The sequence below is a fragment of the Limnohabitans sp. genome (assembly GCF_044361985.1).
Lineage (GTDB): Bacteria > Pseudomonadota > Gammaproteobacteria > Burkholderiales > Burkholderiaceae_C > Limnohabitans_A.
On the sequence record NZ_JBIKHV010000012.1, the window covers coordinates 38,452 to 59,405 of the forward strand.

General features: G+C 58.5%; 20 protein-coding genes and 1 pseudogene. 5 read left to right on the forward strand and 16 right to left on the reverse strand.

What is annotated here, in order from left to right; genetic code table 11:
* Positions 1–70: 70 nt before the first annotated feature.
* The 5 genes from ACIQ3A_RS04335 to ACIQ3A_RS04355 all read right to left on the reverse strand — a co-directional run bounded on the left by ACIQ3A_RS04335 (position 71) and on the right by ACIQ3A_RS04355 (position 6,095).
* Positions 71–679, reverse strand: coding sequence for a sulfite oxidase heme-binding subunit YedZ (locus ACIQ3A_RS04335; RefSeq protein WP_396430532.1), 609 nt, complete (start codon positions 677–679; stop codon positions 71–73).
* Between the two features lie 82 nt (positions 680–761).
* Positions 762–1,757 carry a protein-methionine-sulfoxide reductase catalytic subunit MsrP gene (gene msrP, locus ACIQ3A_RS04340; protein ID WP_396430533.1) on the reverse strand — a complete coding sequence of 332 codons (996 nt, stop codon included), beginning with the start codon at positions 1,755–1,757 and terminating at the stop codon, positions 762–764.
* Positions 1,758–1,843: 86 nt separating this feature from the next.
* On the reverse strand, positions 1,844–3,154 hold the full coding sequence (gene ccsB / locus ACIQ3A_RS04345; protein WP_396430535.1) for a c-type cytochrome biogenesis protein CcsB: 1,311 nt from the start codon (positions 3,152–3,154) through the stop codon (positions 1,844–1,846).
* Positions 3,151–5,277, reverse strand: a complete 2,127-nt coding sequence (locus ACIQ3A_RS04350; protein ID WP_396430536.1) for a cytochrome c biogenesis protein ResB — start codon at positions 5,275–5,277, stop codon at positions 3,151–3,153. The genes ccsB and ACIQ3A_RS04350 overlap by 4 nt, the downstream gene beginning before the upstream one ends.
* A 188-nt stretch (positions 5,278–5,465) precedes the next feature.
* Entirely contained in the window at positions 5,466–6,095 is a 630-nt protein-coding gene (locus tag ACIQ3A_RS04355) for a c-type cytochrome (protein ID WP_396430537.1), read from the reverse strand.
* Between the two features lie 169 nt (positions 6,096–6,264).
* Here ACIQ3A_RS04355 and yihA point away from each other — a divergent pair, with 169 nt between their 5' ends.
* Positions 6,265–6,933: a ribosome biogenesis GTP-binding protein YihA/YsxC gene (gene yihA, locus ACIQ3A_RS04360; protein ID WP_396430552.1), complete on the forward strand. Its 669-nt coding sequence runs from the start codon at positions 6,265–6,267 to the stop codon at positions 6,931–6,933.
* A 46-nt stretch (positions 6,934–6,979) separates the two neighbouring features.
* Positions 6,980–7,969 (forward strand): alpha/beta fold hydrolase, encoded by a 990-nt coding sequence (locus ACIQ3A_RS04365; RefSeq protein WP_396430538.1) that lies wholly within the window; start codon positions 6,980–6,982, stop codon positions 7,967–7,969.
* Here the strand turns inward: ACIQ3A_RS04365 and ACIQ3A_RS04370 are convergent.
* Both ACIQ3A_RS04370 and ACIQ3A_RS04375 read right to left on the reverse strand, forming a co-directional pair.
* On the reverse strand, positions 7,963–8,829 hold the full coding sequence (locus ACIQ3A_RS04370) for a lysophospholipid acyltransferase family protein (protein ID WP_396430539.1): 867 nt from the start codon (positions 8,827–8,829) through the stop codon (positions 7,963–7,965). The two genes, ACIQ3A_RS04365 and ACIQ3A_RS04370, sit on opposite strands and share 7 nt — an antisense overlap.
* An 8-nt stretch (positions 8,830–8,837) precedes the next feature.
* Complete coding sequence (locus ACIQ3A_RS04375; RefSeq protein ID WP_396430540.1) at positions 8,838–9,671, reverse strand: lysophospholipid acyltransferase family protein; 834 nt, start codon at positions 9,669–9,671, stop codon at positions 8,838–8,840.
* A 225-nt stretch (positions 9,672–9,896) separates the two neighbouring features.
* On the opposite strand from ACIQ3A_RS04375, the gene ACIQ3A_RS04380 reads away from it, so the two are divergent.
* From ACIQ3A_RS04380 to groL, 3 genes are all read left to right on the forward strand, one after another.
* Complete coding sequence (locus tag ACIQ3A_RS04380; RefSeq protein ID WP_396430541.1) at positions 9,897–10,481, forward strand: helix-turn-helix domain-containing protein; 585 nt, start codon at positions 9,897–9,899, stop codon at positions 10,479–10,481.
* A gap of 150 nt (positions 10,482–10,631) precedes the next feature.
* On the forward strand, positions 10,632–10,919 hold the full coding sequence (gene groES, locus ACIQ3A_RS04385) for a co-chaperone GroES (RefSeq protein ID WP_396430542.1): 288 nt from the start codon (positions 10,632–10,634) through the stop codon (positions 10,917–10,919).
* An 80-nt stretch (positions 10,920–10,999) separates the two neighbouring features.
* Positions 11,000–12,646 (forward strand): chaperonin GroEL, encoded by a 1,647-nt coding sequence (gene groL, locus ACIQ3A_RS04390; RefSeq protein WP_108407837.1) that lies wholly within the window; start codon positions 11,000–11,002, stop codon positions 12,644–12,646.
* A 142-nt stretch (positions 12,647–12,788) separates the two neighbouring features.
* On the opposite strand, the gene ACIQ3A_RS04395 is transcribed toward groL, so the two are convergent.
* The 9 genes and pseudogenes from ACIQ3A_RS04395 to pgi all read right to left on the reverse strand — a co-directional run.
* Positions 12,789–13,841 carry a DMT family transporter gene (locus ACIQ3A_RS04395; protein ID WP_396430543.1) on the reverse strand — a complete coding sequence of 351 codons (1,053 nt, stop codon included), beginning with the start codon at positions 13,839–13,841 and terminating at the stop codon, positions 12,789–12,791.
* A 3-nt stretch (positions 13,842–13,844) separates the two neighbouring features.
* The gene (locus tag ACIQ3A_RS04400; protein ID WP_396430544.1) at positions 13,845–14,195 is read right to left on the reverse strand and encodes a DUF6488 family protein; all 351 of its coding nucleotides are present in this window, start codon (positions 14,193–14,195) and stop codon (positions 13,845–13,847) included.
* Between the two features lie 38 nt (positions 14,196–14,233).
* On the reverse strand, positions 14,234–15,022 hold the full coding sequence (locus ACIQ3A_RS04405) for a HupE/UreJ family protein (protein WP_396430545.1): 789 nt from the start codon (positions 15,020–15,022) through the stop codon (positions 14,234–14,236).
* Between the two features lie 52 nt (positions 15,023–15,074).
* On the reverse strand, positions 15,075–15,350 hold the full coding sequence (locus ACIQ3A_RS04410) for a copper-binding protein (RefSeq protein WP_396430553.1): 276 nt from the start codon (positions 15,348–15,350) through the stop codon (positions 15,075–15,077).
* 15 nt (positions 15,351–15,365) lie between these two features.
* Positions 15,366–15,839 (reverse strand): annotated as a pseudogene (locus ACIQ3A_RS04415) (DUF411 domain-containing protein); the annotation flags it as partial.
* 11 nt (positions 15,840–15,850) lie between these two features.
* Positions 15,851–16,351, reverse strand: a complete 501-nt coding sequence (locus ACIQ3A_RS04420; protein ID WP_396430546.1) for a plastocyanin/azurin family copper-binding protein — start codon at positions 16,349–16,351, stop codon at positions 15,851–15,853.
* Between the two features lie 66 nt (positions 16,352–16,417).
* A complete protein-coding gene (locus tag ACIQ3A_RS04425) occupies positions 16,418–17,821 on the reverse strand; it encodes a multicopper oxidase family protein (protein ID WP_396430547.1) in 1,404 nt (467 codons plus the stop codon).
* A gap of 2 nt (positions 17,822–17,823) precedes the next feature.
* Positions 17,824–19,080 (reverse strand): hypothetical protein, encoded by a 1,257-nt coding sequence (locus ACIQ3A_RS04430; protein WP_396430548.1) that lies wholly within the window; start codon positions 19,078–19,080, stop codon positions 17,824–17,826.
* Positions 19,081–19,632: 552 nt separating this feature from the next.
* Positions 19,633–20,954, reverse strand: a 1,322-nt coding sequence (gene pgi / locus ACIQ3A_RS04435; protein ID WP_396430549.1) for a glucose-6-phosphate isomerase, incomplete at its 5' end; no start/stop codon positions are given.

Genomic DNA, 20,954 nt, shown 5'->3' on the forward strand with positions numbered 1-20,954 from the left:
GCGCGGAAAGGCCCGCCAAGCCATGCGCCAGACCGCGGTGCAGACACCCTCAACACAAAGGATCAAGCGATCAAGCGCTTGACGGACTGCGCATGCGCCGCGCCAGCCGCCAGCCCAGCAAGCCGATGAGGATGGCCGCGTAAACCAGCACCTCGGCAAAATTTTGTTTGCCCGCACGCATCCACCAAAAATGCAGGATGGCCAGCACAGCTACCACGTAAATCCCGCGGTGCAGGGCCTGCCAGCGGCGTGCACCCAGCCAGCGGATGGCACGGTTGAACGAGGTGGCAGCCAGCGCCAGCAAGATCAAAAAAGCGCTGAAACCCACCAGTATAAAAGGCCGTTTGGGGATGTCCTGGACGATGTCGCCCCACTCAAAACCCATGTCAAACCACGTGTAGCACAGCAGGTGCAAACAGACATAAAAAAACGTCAGCAAACCCAACATGCGCCTGAAACGAACCAGTTCGGGCCAAGCCAGCAGCTGGCGCAAGGGCGTGACCGCCAACACCACACACAGACTGCGCAGTGTCCAGTCACCAGTGGCACGGATCAGGGCTTCGGCCGGGTTGGCTCCCAGCTGGTCTTGCCAGATTTGCCCCCCCAGCCAAGCCATGGGCAGCAAGCCCAGCACCAGCAATGCCCACCAAGTGGCAGGGTGACGCAAGGCCTGCCTCATGCGGCCCAGGCTTTGGCACGCCCAGCCCCCATCTGTTCAAGCCCCATCCACAAGGGCCTGCCAGGATCGGCCAAGCCCTGCATCAGAAAAACTTTTTCAGGTCCATGCCGGCATACAACTGGCCCACTTGCGCCTCGTAACCGTTGAACATGAGCGTTTTGCGTTTTTTAGCCAGCAGCCCGTCTTCGCCAATGCGCCGCTCAGTGGCCTGGCTCCAGCGGGGGTGGTCCACCAAAGGGTTGACGTTGGAATAAAAGCCGTACTCTTGCGGTGCAGCCTTTTCCCAGGATGACACGGGTTGCTTGTCGGTGAAGCGAATCTTGACCAAACTCTTGCCGCTCTTGAAGCCGTACTTCCACGGCACCACCAAGCGCAGCGGCGCGCCGTTTTGCTTGGGCATGACTTCGCCATACATGCCAAAGGCCAGCAGGGTCAGCGGGTGCATGGCTTCGTCCATGCGCAGACCTTCCGCATAAGGCCAGTCGAGCGACCCACTCCGAAGGCCTGGCATGGTCTTGGGGTCAGCCTGGGTGATGAATTCAACAAACTTGGCCCCGGGCAAAGGCTCCACACGCTGGATCAGTTGGGCCACTGAATAGCCTATCCAGGGGATCACCATCGACCAGCCTTCCACACAGCGCATGCGGTAGATGCGCTCTTCCATCGCGCTGATCTTCATGAGGTCTTCCAGGCCGTAGCGCCCTGGCTTTTTCACCAGCCCTTCAATCTCCACGGTCCAGGGCTGGGTGATGAGGGTGTGTGCCCTCTTGGCGGGGTCGGACTTGTCGGTACCGAATTCGTAAAAATTGTTGTAGGTGGTGGCGTCTTTGTAGGACGTGGGCTTGTCCATGGTCATGGCACCCGGGACGGCTGAAGCGCCCGAAGCCAACGCGGCCAATTGGCCGGACCGTGCTGTTTGCGCCTGGGCCTCGCGCAGCCCCCATGCTGTTAAGGCAAGACCTGCAGAGCCTGTGGCCAAAGTCCGAATGAGGTCTCTGCGGGTTTGGTAAATCGGCTCGGGCGTGATTTCACTGGACAAGGGCGTAGTGAAACCGGATCGATTGGAGTAACTGCGCATGGAAGCTCCTTGGTAGAAAAATGGCACGAGGTGGGGACACTGAACAGTTCGCCGGACAAGGCAAGAAAGTTACACCCAGGCCAGCACTACAAAGTGCCGTAGCTGTGCAAGCCGCTCAAGAACATGTTGACGCCCAGGAACGCAAAGGTGGTGACCGCTAAGCCCATCAAGGCCCACCAAGCCGCTACCGTGCCGCGCAGGCCCTTCATCAGGCGCATGTGCAGCCAAGCTGCGTAGTTGAGCCAGACAATCAAGGCCCAGGTTTCTTTCGGATCCCAGCTCCAGTAACCGCCCCAGGCCTCAGCGGCCCACAAGGCACCCAGCACCGTGGCGATGGTAAAGAAAGCGAAGCCGACTGCGATGGATTTGTACATCACATCGTCCAGCACCTCAAAGGAGGGCAAGCGCTCGGCAATGCGGCGACGACCTAACAAAATACCCGCCACGATCAGGGCGGAAATGCCGAAATAGACCATCCAATAACCACTGCCACCTTCGGTGGGTGACTTGCGAAACACCACAGGCTCAAAACACAAGACAATGCCCAGCAACCACAAAGGCGCGAGCTTGTACCAACGGGTTTCACCCGCCGTTTGCTTGATCAGGTACGCAAAGGCCACCATCGCGGCCAGCGCAAAGGTGCCATAGCCAATGAAGTTGGCAGGCACATGCAATTTCATCCACCAACTTTTGAGGGCGGGCACCAGGGGCTGAATGGCGTGCGCCTCACGCACCAGCGTGTACCACAGCAAAAAGCCCACGGCAGCACTGACCACCAGCATCACAAAAGCACCCAGAGCGCGGGTGCGGTAATGGTCTTCGTAATACAGGTAAAAGCCCGCTGTCATCCAGCAAAACATGATGAACACTTCGTACAGGTTGCTGACCGGGATGTGCCCAATGTCAGGCCCCAGTTGATGGCTTTCGTACCAACGCACCAGGGTGCCAATCAGGGCCAGACCGACGGCTACCCAGGCCATGCGCGAACCCAGTAACTCCAGTGCGTCGCCTTGGCCGCGCACAAACATGCCCGCCCAGTAAAAAACGGTGCTGATGAAAAACACCATGCTCATCCACAAGATGGCAGACTGGCTGGACAGGAAATACTTGAGGAAAAACACTTGCTCTGAACGCGCCAAGTCGCCCTGGTACAAAAAGATGGCAAACAAGGACAGGCCCGTAACCACCAGCATCAGGGTGCGCAACGGACGCCAAAACCAGGCCAGCCAGGTCACGGCCGGCACGGTGCCCACCAAAATGGCTTGCTCGTAAACATCCATCGCGTGCTGGTAACGGGTGAAGGCAAACACCATGCCCACCAGTGCCAGCAAGGCAAAGCCCCAATCGAGCGGACTGCGGCGAGAGAAATAGCCAGGATTCAAAGTCAAAGTAGTCATGCTTGGTTTTTCTCGGGACGGCCCAGCAAACGGGCTGCCAATTGGTCAAATTCTCGGTCAACGTCCAGGGTTTTTCGGTTGGACGACAGCGCCAGGGTGACATTGGCCCCCTCGGCTTGGGGCGACAACCAGACCCACAAACGACGCTCACGCACATAGAGCATCGCAAAAATCCCCAGAATCAGGAAAAAACAGCCCAAATAAACCACGTTTTTTCCCGGGGCTCTGGCCACCTGAAAAACACTGGCCTGCACTTGTTTGAAGTCTTTCAGCAAAAACGTCATGGGTGCGGGGTAGAAAGGCGCATCGGACAGCGCCAGCACCGCTTGCGACATGAACCCCTGCACCTTGTCTTCGGGCAGCGGCTTGGCTTTGGCTTGCTCGCGGGCCAGCCCATCCAACTCCAGCAGCGTGCCATTCAAGATGCGTACAAACATCTCGCCTGCGCGCGCGCGCTCAGCCTCGGGCACATTGGCCTCCAGGAAGTCCGCCAGGGCCTGCAGGCCCGCCACCTTTTTGCCCTGCACCGACTCCAGGCCGGCAAACAAGCCCAATGCACGGGCGGCAGAGCCCGCCAATTGCTCGGTCAATTCAGGCCGTTGCGGGTCGACCGCCTTGCGGGCATAGCGCTGCACCGCACGCTCGCGCATGCCGGCATCGGCCAATGCCGAGCGCAAGCGCATAAAACCTTCCAGCTCGCCATTTTCATCCGCCGGTGGGCGCAGGTATCGGTAGGGCTCGCTGGGGTTCTCGCGCATGCCCAATAAAAATACGGGTACGCCATCGCCCGCATCCACCGGCAGCATGTAGTTGTTGTATTCGCGGGCCTGGCCTGCGGCATCGCGCAACTTGTAGCTCACGCTCGGGCCCACGTTGCGCAGCTCTTTGGTCTCGGTGGTTTTGTTGCCCGCCCCCAGGCGCTGGTCTATGGCACTGCGCAGATCGACTTTGCGCACATCCACAGCCTGCCCACTCGCGCCATTGCCTGACATGTTTTCCACATTGATCACACGAAGGCCAGTGAACTCTAGGCTCATTTTTTCGGGGCCATTGCTCAACTCGGTGCTGCCACCGATCGTGCCGTCCACTTCAAAAGCCCGGCTGGCCGCGGTCATCGGGATCGCACGCAGTTTCACACTGGAGCCGCCATCGTCAAAGCTGGACTGGTAAATCTCAACACCCTTGTAGCTGGCGGGGTGGTTGACCTCTACACGGGCTTCTTTTTTCTCGCCGGTGGCCTTGTCGTGGATCACGATTTCACTGGCAAAAAGTTTGGGCATGCCGGTCGAGTAATACTCGACGATGAATTTTTTGAGCTCAATGGCAAAGGGCAACTCCTGCAGCAAGATGCCGTTGGACTGGTTCAAGATCGCGGTGCTCGCTGCCGTGTCCTCGGCCACCATCAAGTTAGCGCGAAAGGCCGGGTTGCGATCCGACAACCGGTGCTGCGCTGGCACGTCCGCGATCATGCCCCCGCCGCTGTAAATGGCCTTGCCACCAAACCACATCTGGGCGCGCACCATCAAATCACCGTCCAGCAAGCCACCCACGCACACCAGCACGATGGCCGAGTGGGCCGCAATGTAGCCCAGCTTGTTGGCCGCACCGGCTTTGGCCGCCAGCATCCAGCCCATGCCCTCTGGTGTTTGACGAGACTGCAAACGCACCTTCCAGCCCCCCGTGGCCAACAATTGGCCCAGACGTTTCGCAGCCACTTCGGGCGATTCGTTCAGCTGGCCTTCTGCCTTGTGGTGAAACGCCTTGAGGCTTTGCTCACGGATATTTTCTTTGTAGGTTTTGAGATCAGCCAGAATTTTGGGCGTATTGCGGGCAATGCACAAACTGGTACTGAGTACCAGGAAGGCCAAAATCAGCAAGAACCACCAGGCGCTGTAAACCGTGTTCAGTTTCAGGGTGACAAAAAATTCGGCCCAAAACGGTCCGAACTGGTTGACGTAATTGTTGCTGGGTTCGTTTTGCTTGAGCACCGTACCGATCACCGATGCCACGCAAATGATGGTCAGCAGGGAAATCGCAAAACGCATGGACGACAAGAGTTCCAGCACAGCTTCCCGGCGAGGCGAGCCACGGTCGGATACAGCGTTGGAGGAAACAGACGTCATGGTGAAAAGGTGTCCACAAGCAAACAAAAGCGGGCCTGGGGCCCGCCAACAATGAAAAAGGCCGGAAATCCGGCCTGGGTTGTCGCATCACAGCCGGGAGTACGATTGTGGCTCAGCCAGATGATGTCCGACTGAAGACCCCATGGGACCAAGGGATTGCCCTTGGTTCAGGGGTCTCGGATGGCTGCTTAACGCAAGCCGGCAATGTAGTCGGACACCGCCTTGATTTCGCGGTCGTTCATCTTGGCAGCCACCTGGGTCATCTGGATGCTGTTTTTGCGAATACCGTCACGGAACTGCAACAGCTGCGAGATGGTGTAGTCAGCGTGCTGGCCTGACATGCGGGGGTACTGGGCAGGCATGCCTGCGCCATTGGGCGAGTGGCAGCTGGCGCAAGCGGCGATCTGGCGGTCTGGAATGCCGCCGCGGTAAATTCGCTCACCCAGGGCCACCGTGTCTTTTTCTTTGGCAAAACCAGGCTTGGCAGGCTTGGAGGCGAGCCAATAAGAGATGTTGCGCATGTCGTCATCGCTCAAACCCGCGACCATGCCGCTCATCACGGCATTGGCACGCTTGCCCGATTTGAATTCGTGCAACTGCTTCATGAGGTATTCGGGGTGTTGCTGCGACAGCTTGGGGTTGACCGGGGTGGTCGAGTTGCCGTCGGCAGCATGGCAAGCCACGCACATGGCAAAAGCGGCTTCGCCTTTGGCCAGATCAGGCTTGGCCACCACAGGTGCCGGGCCAGCTGCCATTGCAGTACCCGCCACAAAAACGGAAAGGGTGGCAGACATCAGGAGAGAAACAATTGACTTCATGGTCGTCGTCCAAAAGTTGGAAGAATGGGCGCAAAACCCAAGGATTCTACAATGAGGTCTGCGTCAGTTCCCTGACGACCCAAGGTCCCCCTGATTTATGAGCTCCAGCCCCCGCATTTCAAACTCTTCGCCCCAAGCTGCGCCTGCCACCCCTCCCGTGGTCACGCCCATGGGCTGGATGCACACCGCCCGTTTTTTGACCACTGCTGCGCAACTGCACCATTTGCCCGCGATGGACACCCCCGAAATCGCCTTTGTCGGGCGCTCCAATGCGGGCAAATCCACCTGCATCAACACGCTGACGCAAAAGAAGCAGCTCGCGTTTGCTTCCAAAAAACCCGGCCGTACCCAGCACATCAATCTTTTTGCCCTGGGCAAGCAAGGCATCACCGACACCGTCTTGGCCGATTTGCCGGGCTACGGCTACGCCGCCGTGGCCAAGATGGACAAACTGCGCTGGCAGCAAGTCATGGCCAACTACCTGGTCAGCCGCGAAAATCTGACCGGCATTGTGATGATGTGCGACCCGCGCCACGGCCTGACCGAGTTGGACGACATCCTGCTCGAAGTGATCCGTCCTCGCGTGGAGCAAGGCCTGAAGTTCCTGATCGTCCTGACCAAGGCCGACAAGCTGACCCGCGCCGAACAGGCCAAGGCCTTGTCGATTGCGCGGCTTCAAGCCGGCGGTGGCGAGGTGAAACTCTTTTCTGCCCTGAAGAAACAAGGTGTCGACGAAGTGGCCCAACTGCTGTGGGATTGGACGCATCCCGTTGCGGGCGCTGCACCTGCTGAGCCGCAAGCCCCACCCGAGGACGAACCCGAGGCAGTTGACGAGTGATCAGGGCCGGGTCTGACCTCGCCTGACCCGTCTGCTGTGGGTCTCAATGCCTCAATTGGAAGCGTTATTTCCTGTGAACAACCCCATTCAGACCTGGCAACAAGTCTTGCCCCACGGCATCACCCTCAGTTGCCGCGCCTGCGGCGAACCCGGTCGCCCTGTTTTGCTTTTCTTGCATGGCTTTCCGGAAGCCGCCTGGGTCTGGGACCCGTTGCTGTTGCATTTTTCGAAACCAGAAAACGGCGGTTATCGCTGCGTGGCCCCCCATTTGCGGGGGTACGAACGCTCCAGCGCTCCAGAAGACGTCAAGGCCTACCGGGCCAAATACCTGGTGCAGGATATCCTGGCCTTGACCGACATCGAATGCGGCGCCATGCCACTGGCCGCGCTGATTGCCCACGACTGGGGCGGCGCGGTGGCATGGAACCTGGCCAACCAGCACCCTCTGCGCCTGCGCCAACTGGTCATCATCAACTCCCCCCACCCCGGTCCACTGCTCAAGGCACTGCAAGACAACCCGGCGCAGCAAGCGGCCAGTGCTTACATGAATTTTCTGGTGCGGCCCGATGCCGCTGCCCAATTGGCCGACAACGACTTTGAACGCCTGTTTGGTTTTTTGACCGGACAAGACAACACGCTGACGTCACTGACCGCGCGGTCAACCGAGCCTGCCGCACAAGCCGCCCCTTGGCTCACCCCAAAGCTCAAGGCGCAATACCGACAGACCTGGCAACACGGCCTGCAAGGCGGGCTCAACTACTACCGCGCATCCCCTCTGCGCCCGGCGACTGCGGCCGATGCGGGCGCATCCACCGTGCAAATTCCGCCAGAAGCGCTTCGCATCGACGTGCCCACGCTGGTGCTCTGGGCACAAGACGATGTGGCCTTGCTGCCCTGCCTGACCGAGGGGCTGGACACGCACATCGCCGATTTGAAGTTGGTACCGATCCAGGGTGCCACGCATTGGGTGGTGCATGAGCAACCCGAACGTGTGATCGCTAAAATAGCCGACTTTTTAAAGCCCCAGGCTCAGTAAAACCCGGCCTCACCCTCAGGCCGGGTCTTCAAGCGCTTGTGCACCCAGTAATACTGCTCTGGCATGGTGCGCACCCAATCGGCCAGCAAGCGGTTCATGCGGGTGGTGTCCTGCACCAGGTCTTCACCAGGAAAGTCCGCCAGGGGGGCATGCACTTCGATGGCATAGCCACCCGACGTCATGCGCGTGACCACCGGGACCACCCGCGCACCTGCGGCCTTGGACAAGCGCGACAAGGAGGGCACGGTGGCGGCATTTTCGGCCCCCATGAAGGGCACAAAAATCGATTCGGTCCGCCCAAAATCCATGTCGGGTGACAGGTGCAAAGGCTCACCCTTTTTGATGCCTGTCAGTATTTGGCGCATGCCCTGGTGCCGAAAATAAGGCCGCACATTGCCCGAACGCTCGCGCCCCTGGCGCACCCAATCCTCGACCGCAGGCCGTGACTGCCCGACAAAAATGAAGGCCACAGGCCCGGGCACATCCAGTGACACGGCCATGCCACCCGCATCAAGTCCGACAAAATGCGGGGCAAACATGACCAAGGGGCCCGGTTGCTTCAAAGCCTGCACATCCCCCACCCAGCGCAGGCGCTGACGAACCAAAGCCTCGGGGGCGTGCCACAGCCAAGACCGGTCCATGACCGACTGGCCGAATGCGATGAAATGCCGATACGCCAAAGCCTTGCGCTCAGGCTCGGGCAACTCAGGCATGCACTTTTGCAGATTGACCAGCACAATCTTGCGGCGCATGACCGCGAAATGCCACAGCAACCACCCCAGGCCATAACCCACCGCCCGCACCCATGCCAGGGGCAGACGGGCAAACAAGCGCAACACACTGATCAACAAATTCACCATGGAGATTTTCAGGCCGCAGCCTGCCGCGGGTTTTTGTAGCGGGCATAACCCCAGATGTACTGCGACGGACACTGCAAGATGAGGGACTCCATGGCCTGGTTGATCTGCACCACGGCGGTGTCCAGATCGGCGGGCAATTCGTGCCCCAAGGCTTGCGTGTGCAAGCGGTAACCGCGCCCCCAAGGCAAACGCTCGCCCCAGATCAGGACGATCCGGGCACCGGTTTGCAAAGCCAAGCGGGCTGCCAAGGTCATGGTGTAGGCCGGTTTGCCAAAAAACGGCGCCCACTGGCCCATGCCCTCGGGCGGCACCTGGTCGGGCAGCAAACCCACGGCGCGGCCTGAGCGCAGGGCCTTGATCATTTGCCGAACGCCGGCCAAGTTGGTGGGCACGGCCTCCAGCCCCGGGCGCTGGCGGGCGATGCTCATGACCTCACCCAAACCGGCATGACGAGCAGGGCGGTAAAGCACGGTCAAGGGCCCGTGCCGGTCAGAAAATCGCCGGGCCAATGCCTGTGCGGTGATTTCAAAACAGCCCATGTGGGGGGTCAAAAACAGCACCCCCTGGCCACTGGCGTAAGCCTCGACCGCTGCACGCTCGTCGGCCCACTCCAACTTTGGCGTGGCACCCAACCACAAACGCGGCAGCTCGGCAGACATGCGCCCAGCGTGCCCCACAGCGCGCAAAACCGTGCCCCAGCCCAAACCGGCCTGGCGCACGTTGTCCATGAACCTGCGCCTGTAACGCCCTGAAAAGCACCAAGCCAGCCAGCCGCCCAAGCTGCCCAGCGCGTGCAGGGCCCACAAAGGCCAACGGGAAAAAAATCGAAACCAACTCAGCATGGGGGTGATTTTGCCCTGAACTGACCGAGGCACAGCGCAGCGGTCGGCGCTGCAGGCGATGGCTGTGCCTGAACGCGTCCAGACCGGCCGCGCCAGGCTGACTACCTGTTTTTTCCCCGGTCACTACCGGTTCATGCAAGCCCGCAACAACTGGCGCTGCCATAACATTCAAACAAAGCAAAAACTTCAAAACACAACTTTCACACCACTGCCGAGGAATTCACCTTGAAAAACACCCAGATCAACCAAGCCTATTTCAGCACCAGCCAGGCCGCCAAAATGCTGGGCCTTTCGGTGGGCACCATCCAGCGGATGGTCGAGAACGGCGTTTTCAAAGCCTTCGTCACCCAAGGTGGGCATCGGCGCATACTGTCTTCTTCGCTGAACCAATATTGCAAACAAAAAGGCTTTGCGACCCCGCTGGAAGCCACTGACAAACCCTTGATTTGCATCCTGCATGACTGTGAACACGTGCCCCCCGACTTTGAGCAAATGAGCCAATGGGAGCAGGTCAGGGTGATTGCCAACCCCCTGGATTTGATGGGCATTCATCAAACGGTGGAGTCTTTTTTTATTGACGCCCGGATTCCATGGCTGCACACGGCCCCCCTGCACCTGCAAGACAACTTGATGCAAAACGCCCACCTTGTGGTTTACAACAGTGCCCACCTGCCCGCCAACAGCCCTTTGCGCCTGGCCAAAAAAATCAACCTGTTCGAAGGCGACATCAGCACTGGCCTGGTTTATGGCTACATGCTGGGCAGTGCGCACGCCAGCGAGACCGCAACTTACCGCCCGACCCACCAGTAAAAAAACGATCGGGCCTTGAAATGGGCCCAAATGCCCTTATCATTAGCACTCGATGGAGTTGAGTGCTAACAACACCCCTCCTCAGTTTTAAGTGGCACCCTTTGCAGGTGCTTTTGTTTTTCAACCCTTGTTTCTAATCCAGGAGATTCCATGAAACTGCGTCCTTTGGGCGATCGCGTGATCGTCAAACGAGTCGAAAGCGAAACCAAAACTGCTTCGGGCATCGTGATCCCCGATTCCGCTGCTGAAAAGCCCGATCAAGGTGAAGTCTTGGCCGTCGGCCCCGGCAAAACCAATGACAAAGGCGAGACCAAAGCCCTGACCGTCAAGGTCGGCGACCGCGTCTTGTTCGGCAAGTACAGCGGCCAGACCGTCAAGGTCGATGGCGACGAGTTGCTCGTCATGAAAGAAGAAGACCTCTTCGCGGTAGTCGAATAACTTGCGGGACAGACCGAACGACGCGCGAAGCGCCCGTTCGCTCTGTCCTCAACCGATCAAATCAATTTTGGAGTTAAAAAATGGCAGCAAAAGACGTAATTTTCGGCGGCGAAGCCCGCGCACGCATGGTTGAAGGCGTGAACATTTTGGCCAATGCGGTCAAAGTGACTCTGGGCCCTAAAGGCCGCAACGTGGTTCTGGAGCGTTCTTTCGGCGCCCCTACCGTGACCAAAGACGGTGTGTCCGTCGCCAAAGAAATCGAACTCAAAGACAAACTGCAAAACATGGGTGCGCAGATGGTCAAGGAAGTCGCTTCCAAGACTTCTGACAACGCTGGTGACGGCACCACCACAGCCACCGTGCTGGCGCAAGCCATCGTGCACGAAGGCATGAAGTACGTGGCCGCCGGCATGAACCCGATGGATCTGAAGCGCGGCATCGACAAAGCAGTGACTGCTTTGATCGAAGAGCTGAAGAAGGCCACCAAGGCCACCACCACCACCAAAGAGATCGCCCAAGTCGGTTCGATCTCTGCCAACAGCGACCACAGCATCGGCGACATCATCGCTAAGGCCATGGACAAAGTGGGCAAAGAAGGCGTGATCACGGTCGAAGACGGCAAGTCTTTGGACAACGAACTCGACATCGTCGAAGGCATGCAGTTTGACCGCGGCTACCTGTCGCCTTACTTCATCAACAACCCTGAAAAGCAAGCTGCTTTGCTGGACAACCCCTTTGTGTTGTTGTTCGACAAGAAAATCAGCAACATCCGTGACTTGCTGCCGACCTTGGAAGCCGTGGCGAAAGCCGGCCGTCCATTGCTGATCATTGCCGAAGAAGTCGAAGGCGAAGCCTTGGCTACTTTGGTGGTCAACACCATCCGTGGCATCTTGAAGGTTGTCGCCGTGAAAGCCCCTGGCTTTGGTGACCGTCGCAAAGCCATGTTGGAAGACATCGCCATCCTGACCGGCGGCAAAGTGATCGCTGAAGAAGTCGGCCTGACCCTCGAAAAAGTGACTTTGGCTGACCTCGGCCAAGCCAAGCGCATCGAAGTGGGCAAGGAAAACACCATCATCATCGACGGTGCCGGTGCTGCCATCGACATCGAAGCCCGCGTCAAGCAAGTGCGCATGCAAATCGAAGAAGCCACTTCTGACTACGACCGCGAAAAGCTGCAAGAGCGTGTGGCCAAGTTGGCTGGCGGTGTGGCCGTGATCAAGGTCGGCGCTGCCACCGAAGTCGAAATGAAAGAAAAGAAAGCCCGCGTTGAAGACGCCCTGCACGCCACCCGCGCTGCAGTGGAAGAAGGCATTGTGGCTGGCGGCGGCGTGGCTTTGCTGCGTGCACGTCAAACTGCTGGCACCATCAAAGGCGACAACGCTGACCAAGAAGCCGGCATCAAGCTGGTGATGAAAGCCATCGAAGCACCTTTGCGCGAAATCGTTTACAACGCTGGCGGTGAGCCATCGGTGGTGGTGAACGCTGTGTTGGCCGGCAAAGGCAACTACGGCTTCAACGCCGCCAACGACACCTACGGTGACATGATCGAAATGGGCATTCTGGACCCCACCAAAGTGACACGCACTGCTTTGCAAAACGCAGCGTCTGTGGCCTCTTTGATGTTGACCACCGAGTGCATGATTTCTGAAGCACCGAAAGAAGAGTCCGGCGCTGGCGGCATGCCTGACATGGGTGGCATGGGTGGTATGGGCGGCATGGGCATGTAATTGCCCCGCTGTCTGGACTGAGGGTTTCGGCCCTCACCCCACACAATCAAAAGCCCCGCAAGGTTCACGCCTTGCGGGGCTTTTTCATGGGGCCACGCGCATTGGGTTCAAGCCAAGATCACGCGTCTCAAAAACCACACGGTCAATGGCTGTGGCCATGGTGTGCGTCTGGAACATGGGCGTGCGAGTGCCTCAGCGGTTCATGTTTGTGCCGATGGCTGTGCATGCCTGTGGGCATGGGCTGATGGACATGGTCATGGTGTCCATCGTCATGCCGGTGAGCGTGTTCGTGCTCCAGCGCGGCGTGTGTGTGCGCGTGGTCATGGGCTTCCATCAGGTGCAATAGAACACCCAGCAGCATCAGGAATCCGGCAATGAGCATCCCCCCACTGCCCGAACGGTCCCCATAAGCAAAGGCGCCAAGGGCACCGATGAATGGGGCAAATGCAAATACAGAGCCTGTGCGCGCTGCACCGAATGTGCGCTGTGCCAGCAAATAAAACCGCAAGCTCAAGCCATAACCGGTGGCACCCACCAGCACCAACCCGATGGCGTTCACGGCAAGTGGGAGCGGCTCATCAAAAAGTTTGGCTAAACCCAGTGTGCACACCGCACCCAATGCGGCTTTCACAAGGACCACCTGCCCAGGATCACGGTCGGCCACACCACGCGACAGCGTGTTGTCCACACCCCAGGCCAATGTGGCCAGCATCACGGCGAGCAAGCCCAAAAGCTGAACCTGACCCAAAGCGCCCTGCTCCATGACCAAAACTACGCCGCCAGCCGACAACAAGACAAGCGCCAAGGCCACCCTTTTGTCCAAGGTCTCCCCGTAGCACCGCCAGGCCAGAAGAACGGTGAAAACAGCCTCCAGCGTCAGCATCAAGGATGCACTGGAGCCACTGGTGTGCTGCAGCCCCCAGACCAATGCGACCGGGCCGATCACCGCACCGGTCAGGGCCATGGCCAGCAGTCTGGGTCCATCTTTTTTCTGAACAGCAGCCTCATGTGTCGTCGCTTGTCTTAAAACCCAAGCCACAACCGCAGCACCGGCATACAGCAAAAACGCGGTCGTGAATGAACCCACCCCCTTGCCCAGGCTTTGCACCACGGGTGTGCTCAAACCGAACAGGGCAGCTGCCAGCAAAGCCAGCAGCCCGCCTTTCAGAGCTGGATGGGCTGACACCTTGGGCATCGTCTATTGACCGGTGAAATTGGACGCGATGAAATTGCCAGGCGGGGTGAAGAACATATAGAGCGTTTCCTTGGTTTTATCCTTGGCAGCGGCGTCCTTGAAGGTGACTTTCCATTCTTTGCTCTTTTTACCTTCAACCATTTCTATTTTTTCTGGTTTTACAGCGCTCCAAGCGGCGTCGAGTTTGCCGCTTTTGACCAAGGCGTCTTTGCGCTGGGAAGCGCAACTGCTCACGGTGGCTTCGGCGGCAGGCTTGTTGCCATGGAAGTGGCAGCTCCCGCCTGCAGATGCAAAAACAACGGGGGTCCAAAAAGCAGTGCTGAGGGTCAGGAAGGCAACGATGATTTTTTTCATGATGAATCTTCGAGTGTGTGAATTAAAAATGAAATGGGTTATTTCAACGCGTTGCGACTATCGTCTGTTGTGTCTTCGATGGCCATGTCTTCGTGGGCGTGTCGGTGCTCTTGCGCCGGGAAACGGAAGCTATCGGGCTGGCTGTCATGCTGGTAGCCATGCAACTGCGTGAACAACAGGTAAATGCCGGCATAGATCAGACCCAGGTTGGCGATGCGGCTGAAGCGCTTGAACGAGGGGCGATTTCGCCACAAGGCCAGTACCGCCACCATCACACTCAGGGCCGCGATCTGACCGACTTCTACGCCCACATTGAAACTCAGAATGCGCCACAACATGGCCACCGGGTCGTCGCCCAAGGGGAGTTGCTGCAAGCGGGTAGACAGTCCAAAACCATGCAATAGACCGAAACCAAATACGGCCACCAACAAGTTGGGCGACTTCATGTCGAAGTGTTTTTGAAAGCCCCCGTTGTTGTCAAACCCTTTGTAGATGACGCTGATGGCGATGATGGCGTCCACCAAATAAAAGTTCCAGGTGATCTTGAAGTAAGTCGCCAAGATCAGCGTGATGCAGTGCCCCAGCGTGAACGCGGTGACAAATTTGGCAATGTCCTTGAAAGTGGTCAGAAAGAAAACCACCCCAAACAGGAACAGCAGGTGGTCATAGCCCGTGAGCATGTGGCTGGCACCCAGGCCCACATATTGGAAGTAACTGCCGTCCAGCATGCGCTGACGGTCTTCTTGCGAAATGCCATGCGCCCAAGCCAAGGGGGTAAGGGTGCACAGCAACAAGGCCATGAGTCGCCCGGAAAAAATGTTCGTCATCGGTTGGAAAAATGAATTGACACAATGGATCGTGTTGGGTGGCATGAGGGCCTCACATGCCCACCACTTCGATTTGCACCACCCAGTAGGCACCGTTTTCCTGAACCGCCTGAAAGCGCACCTTCTGGCCTACCCGCAAGGTTTCAAGCTGTTCGGTATTTTTGACCTGAAACACCATGCTCATGGGCGGCATATCCAGATTTTTGATTTCGCCGTGTTTCAACGACACCTTGCGCGCCGCCTTGTCGATGCGCCGCACCTCTGCCGTGGCCCAGGGCAAGGTGCTTGCCCCATCGCTTGCGCGTTGCAGGCCGCCTTGCTGCGCCATGCGGCGCACGCCGGGGTAGTGTTGAAAGCTTTTGCTGCTGCCATCTTTTTGCACCAGCAGCACGTCATAGGCGTCTTTGCGGCCCTTGTATTCAGGGCCGTCCATGCCAGGGCTGCCAATGGGCATGCCAGGCACCGACAGGCCCAGGGCGAGTGGCCGCTCCTTGATCAGGCGGTGGATGTCGGCGGCGGGCACATGGCCTTCGATGACATAGCCACCCACGGTGGCGGTGTGGCAAGAGCCGAGTTTTTCGGGCATGCCCAGTCGCTTGCGGGCGGCGGTGTTACCCACGTCGCGCACCTCGACCTTGAAACCGCTGGCCTGCAGGTGCTCCACCCACAGGTGGCAGCAGCCGCAGTTGGGGTCTTTCCAGACCTGCACGGTGGTCGCTTGCGCCAGTGCGTTGCGTTGAAAACCGGTGAGAGCCAACAAGGCGGCAGCTGCAAGCCAATGGCGTCTTTGCATGACGGTGAATGTTGAATTGGGCATGGTTTTTTCCCTCACTTAACGCTGATGCGACCGATCATGCCCGCTTCAAAATGGCCTGGAATCAGGCAGGCAAATTCAAAGGTCCCTGCGCGGTTGAAAGTCCAGACAATTTCCCCTTTCAGGCCTGGGTCCACATGCGCCATATAGGGCTCGTCATGCGCCATGCCGGGGTGCTTTTTCATCATCGCGGCGTGTGCTTTGAGTTCTTGCGGGGTTCCGATCACGATCTCGTGCAGCACTTTGCCCGTGTTCACCGCTACCAGGCGCACCGTCTCACCCAGCTTGACCTGGAGATGGTTGGGTGTGAAACGCATGTCGTCGGTCATGCGGATTTCAATACTCCGTTTTATTTTTTTCAGATCTCCAGCAATACCCCAGTCTTTTTGCTCAGCGGGCGCAACGTCCTGCGCTTTGGCATGGTGCGCCTGATGGGCATTGGGAGCGTGCGCGTAGACCATTGGCAACGTCAGCAGGCCAACGATCAGCAACAAAAAATGGCGTGATTTCTTCATGAAAATTCCTGACAGATCAAAGTGGAGGTTCAAGTTTCGAATCGAGACAAGCGGTCATAAGCACCCTCAGTGGTGTTTGTGACTTTCAGGCTTGCGTGCACTGCCTGCGGGTGCCGCAGTCGGCGTGCTGGCTGCATCCGGTGCACGCGATGTAGCCCCCACCGGGCCAATGTATTCATAGGATTGCGTACCGGGGGGTTGCACATAATCACCCGGGTCGTTGTAGTTCCCTGGCTTTTGGTCCGCCCGCACTTTCAGCGTGGTGAACATGCCGCCCATCTCGATGGGGCCGTAAGGTCCGGTGCCGGTCATCATCGGGAAAGTATTGGCTGGGAGCTCCATTTCCATCTCACCCATGTCGGCCATGCCACGCTCGCCCATGACCATGTAGTCGGGGATAAGCTTCTGGATTTTTTGGACCAGACCCCGGTGGTCCACACCGATCATGGTGGGTACAGCGTGCCCCATCGCGCCCATGGTGTGGTGGCTTTTATGGCAATGCATGGCCCAATCACCAGGCTCATCGGCCATGAACTCCAACTGCCGCATCTGGCCCACAGCCACATCGGTGGTCACCTCAGGCCAGCGCGCCGTTTTGGGCACAGGGCCTCCGTCGGTGCCAGTGACCTCAAACTCGATGCCATGGATGTGGATCGGGTGATTGGTCATGGTCAGGTTACCCACACGCACCCTGACCCGGTCGTTCAAACGGGCGACCAAGGGGCTGATGCCAGGAAACACACGGCTGTTCCAGCTCCAGATATTTTGATCCAGCATGGTGTTGACGTTGGGCGTTTTAGCCCCCGGGTCAACGTCAAACGAATTGAGCAAGAAGGCATAGTCGCGGTCCACCTCGTTGATGTTCGGGTGCTTGCCCTTGGGGTGGGTTATCCACAAGCCCATCATGCCCATCGCCATTTGGGTCATTTCGTCCGCATGCGGGTGGTACATGAAGGTCCCAGGGCGGCGCGCCTCAAACTCATAGACAAAGGTTTTACCCACTGGGATTTGTTTTTGATTCAGCCCCCCCACACCATCCATGCCGTTCGGAAGGCGCTGGCCGTGCCAATGAACAGTGGTGTGTTCCGGCAATTTGTTCGTCACAAAAATCCGTACCCTGTCACCTTCGACCACCTCAATGGTCGGACCGGGGCTTTGGCCGTTGTAACCCCACATGTTGACGACAAAGCCTGGGGCCATTTCGCGCACCACAGGCTCTGCCACCAAATGGAACTCCTTGATCCCGTTTTTCATACGGAACGGCAATGTCCAACCATTCAAAGTGACTACGGGGCGATAGGGGCGACCTGCCCCCGTGACACCCGGAGGAGTCCAAGGTGCTGCAGTTTCGGGGCTGGCCTGAATCACTGGCTCAGGCAAGGCGGCCAGCGCACTGCGACTGACGGCGGTGGTCGCGACCGCAGCACCTGCGGCGGCCATGGCTTTGTTGAAAAAATCGCGGCGTTGCATGGTCAATGTCCCGGTTTGGCGTTGGATGAAGTGGCGCCACTGGACTGGCCAGCAGCAGAAAGGCTTGCTGCATAGGGCAGGCCCGCCAGCACAGATGTCAGGTCAGCATGAGCCAACCCAGCCTGGCGCTGCGCTTGCAAAGCAGCATCCACACTTTGAATGCGGGTCCGGGCACTGGCCAACAAATCCCAGGAGCTTTTGAGCATGCCGTTGTACCGCAGCAATGTTTCTTGTGCCAACTCCGTGTGCAAGCGCAGCACTTCGGCCTGACGGGCCTGTGCACTCTTGCGCATCATTTTGTAAGCGGCAACAGCCCCCCGCACATCACCCTGAATTTGCCGGGCCAAACGGTCTGCATCGGCTTTGGCTTGCCAAGCATTTTCAAGTGCATGACCCCAACGCATTCGACGCGGATCGAACAGGGGTGGCTCAGTGACGGAGGTTTTGCGCAAGGCTTTTTCAAATATTTCAAGTTGCTCAGGCGCCAGCGAACCCAGACCAGACATCAACCGCCGGGCGTGCGCATCTTGCAGCGTCCAACGCACGTTGGCTTTAAGCGCCTGAGTTTGCAGGGCTGTCAAATTTTCCAGGATCGAGGGGGACAATTCATCCGGCCAAGGCGATGGCAAATGCAAAGGCAACTGCTGCGCGACCTCCTGCACGGTCATTTGCGCGCCGATCTGTTGCCACAGTGCAATGCAGGCGTGCTCTGCCTGCAACTCGGCATTGTCCAGGCGACTTCTGGCATCCCAGAGTTGTAACTCCTCCTCGATTTGTCGTGCCCGACTCCAGTTGCCAACCTCGGCCATGCGACGCCCCAATTCAGCCCCGGCTTCAGCCACCTCCAGGATGTCCCGGCTGTGCTGAACCGACTGCCTGCTGGCAACGGCTTCAACCCACAATCGTTGCACCTGCCAACGCCGCGCGGCCATTTTTTGACGTATTTCAGAGATTTCGACGGCGCTCATGCCTGGCTTGCGCCACTCAATCGGGTCCCGTAAGGCCAACTGAATTGCGCGTTCAAGGCTCAATGGCCCCGTCACTGAGGCGCCTGAATCGCTGGGGGGCTGAGGCCTGTTTTTTTGTTCCCAGCGCAACACATCAATGTGGCCACGAGGAAACTCGGCCACTGCCTTGTTGGCGTCTTGCCAACTGCGAGGGGCGCTGGCCTCTTGGCCATGGGCCAAGGGCAAAACAGCCGTCATCATTGCCACGCCCAGGGCCAATGTCCCCAGCGTGCGGTTTAAAAAGGGATCCATAACGATTTCCATGAACAGACAAACAAAGCCTCTGCCCAACACAAGGGTCAGCAGACGCACTGAGGGTACAAATTCAGGAAATGGGAGGTTTGATCAGGGGTGGCGATGCCACGCCAGCGTCATGGCGAAGCACGCTCAAGGGCAAGGGATGGCTTTGGAAAACGGGCACAGTGAATGTCCAAGCTACGGGGCTGGCAGTTTGATGGCAGACCCCACAAAACTGGCAGTGGCCATCGTGGCAAGCCCCTTTTTGCATCGCCACATCGGCCGCCAAATCCCCAGTTGACTCTGCGGCAAGATCAAGCGACCCGGCTTTTAAGGGTTCGGATGTCTCCAAGGCTTCATGGCAAGTCATGCCTTTGTGGTCCATACCTTCGTGGCTCATGCTGGCTTGCACTGGAGATGTGAAAGCAAGGTTTTCTGTCATGGGCATCCACGCACTGGCCCACAAGCGCAAGGGCGTGAGGCAAAGCAGAAAGCAAATGAAGAAACGACGCATTTTGTAATCTTAAACGAAGCTCGGCCCATCACACCGTGTGGGCGTGCAAGCCCTCATCGCACCCGGCCCAACAAAGCCGCCGTGGAGGCGTCCAGCCCAGCCACATCACCCGAAGCCATGCGCGCACGGACATCCTGTGCAAGACGCTTGCCCAGTTCCACGCCCCACTGGTCAAAGCTGTTGATGCCCCACACCGCACCGCTGACAAAGACACGGTGTTCTTGCAAAGCAATCAAGGCCCCCAGACTGCTGGGCTTCAATTCGTCCAGCAGCAAAAAGCTGCTCGGCCGGTTGCCTGGGAAATGTTTGTGACCGCCCTCGTCGGCTTGGCCCAGCATCAAGGCCTGAGCCTGCGCAATCACGTTGGCCAGCAGCAGTTCGTGGTGGACAGCAAGCTGGTGTGAGGGCTTTTTCACAGCGATGAATTCCAGCGGCACCGTGTTGGTGCCTTGGTGCAGCATCTGAAAATAAGCATGCTGGCCGTTGGTGCCTGGCTCGCCCCACACCACTGGCGAGGTGCCGTAGGGCAGCGCCTGCCCGTTGCGATCCACCCGCTTGCCGTTGCTCTCCATTTCCAGCTGCTGCAAATACGCCGGCAGCCTGCGCAATGCGCTGTGGTAGGGCGCAACGCTGCGGCTGGTGTAGTGCAAGAAGTTGCGGTACCAAACATCGAGCAAGCCCAGCCGCACGGGCAGGTTGTCTGCCAGCTCGGCTGTCTGAAAGTGCTGGTCCATGGCGTGCGCCCCCGCCAACAAATCTCGAAAGCCTTTAGCCCCGATGGCCATCGCCACCGGCAGGCCAATGGCCGACCACAGCGAATAACGCCCGCCCACCCAATCCCAAAAGCCAAAGGTGGTGGTGATGCCCAGCCCGGCTGCGGCTGCCACGTTGGTGGTCAAAGCTGCGAAGTGCCGCGCCACATCGGCACCACCTTGTGCCTTGAACCAGGCCAGCGCCGAGTGGGCGTTGGTCATGGTCTCCAGGGTGGTGAAGGTTTTGGAGGCAATTAGGAACAACGTGCTCTGTGGCTTCAGGTCTTTGAGCACTGCTGCGAGTTCATGGCCATCCACATTCGAAACAAAGTGAAAGCGTTTGCCCGGCAACACAAAATCTTGCAGGGCCAGCACCGCCATCTGCGGGCCCAGGTCGGAGCCGCCAATGCCGATGTTCACGACATCGGTGATTTGCGCATCTGCGCGGACCTGCTCGGCATACGCCAGCATGGGCTTGAGGGTGCCGTGCACCTGCTTCAAGGGCGCCGCCAAAGCACCTGACAAAGAGCCTTCGGGCTGGCGCAGCAACCAGTGCATCACGGCGCGGTCTTCGGTGGTGTTGATGTGTTCGCCACGGAACATGGCGTCGCGGTGCGCGGCCA

Bases quoted from the DNA above. Each gene is read 5' to 3' on its own strand.
- ACIQ3A_RS04335 (WP_396430532.1), bottom strand. From the start codon at position 679: ATGAGGCAGGCCTTGCGTCACCCTGCCACTTGGTGGGCATTGCTGGTG.
- msrP (WP_396430533.1), bottom strand. From the start codon at position 1,757: ATGCGCAGTTACTCCAATCGATCCGGTTTCACTACGCCCTTGTCCAGT.
- ccsB (WP_396430535.1), bottom strand. From the start codon at position 3,154: ATGACTACTTTGACTTTGAATCCTGGCTATTTCTCTCGCCGCAGTCCG.
- ACIQ3A_RS04350 (WP_396430536.1), bottom strand. From the start codon at position 5,277: ATGACGTCTGTTTCCTCCAACGCTGTATCCGACCGTGGCTCGCCTCGC.
- ACIQ3A_RS04355 (WP_396430537.1), bottom strand. From the start codon at position 6,095: ATGAAGTCAATTGTTTCTCTCCTGATGTCTGCCACCCTTTCCGTTTTT.
- yihA (WP_396430552.1), top strand. From the start codon at position 6,265: ATGGGCTGGATGCACACCGCCCGTTTTTTGACCACTGCTGCGCAACTG.
- ACIQ3A_RS04365 (WP_396430538.1), top strand. From the start codon at position 6,980: ATGCCTCAATTGGAAGCGTTATTTCCTGTGAACAACCCCATTCAGACC.
- ACIQ3A_RS04370 (WP_396430539.1), bottom strand. From the start codon at position 8,829: ATGGTGAATTTGTTGATCAGTGTGTTGCGCTTGTTTGCCCGTCTGCCC.
- ACIQ3A_RS04375 (WP_396430540.1), bottom strand. From the start codon at position 9,671: ATGCTGAGTTGGTTTCGATTTTTTTCCCGTTGGCCTTTGTGGGCCCTG.
- groES (WP_396430542.1), top strand. From the start codon at position 10,632: ATGAAACTGCGTCCTTTGGGCGATCGCGTGATCGTCAAACGAGTCGAA.
- groL (WP_108407837.1), top strand. From the start codon at position 11,000: ATGGCAGCAAAAGACGTAATTTTCGGCGGCGAAGCCCGCGCACGCATG.
- ACIQ3A_RS04395 (WP_396430543.1), bottom strand. From the start codon at position 13,841: ATGCCCAAGGTGTCAGCCCATCCAGCTCTGAAAGGCGGGCTGCTGGCT.
- ACIQ3A_RS04400 (WP_396430544.1), bottom strand. From the start codon at position 14,195: ATGAAAAAAATCATCGTTGCCTTCCTGACCCTCAGCACTGCTTTTTGG.
- ACIQ3A_RS04405 (WP_396430545.1), bottom strand. From the start codon at position 15,022: ATGACGAACATTTTTTCCGGGCGACTCATGGCCTTGTTGCTGTGCACC.
- ACIQ3A_RS04410 (WP_396430553.1), bottom strand. From the start codon at position 15,350: ATGGCGCAGCAAGGCGGCCTGCAACGCGCAAGCGATGGGGCAAGCACC.
- ACIQ3A_RS04420 (WP_396430546.1), bottom strand. From the start codon at position 16,351: ATGAAGAAATCACGCCATTTTTTGTTGCTGATCGTTGGCCTGCTGACG.
- ACIQ3A_RS04425 (WP_396430547.1), bottom strand. From the start codon at position 17,821: ATGCAACGCCGCGATTTTTTCAACAAAGCCATGGCCGCCGCAGGTGCT.
- ACIQ3A_RS04430 (WP_396430548.1), bottom strand. From the start codon at position 19,080: ATGGATCCCTTTTTAAACCGCACGCTGGGGACATTGGCCCTGGGCGTG.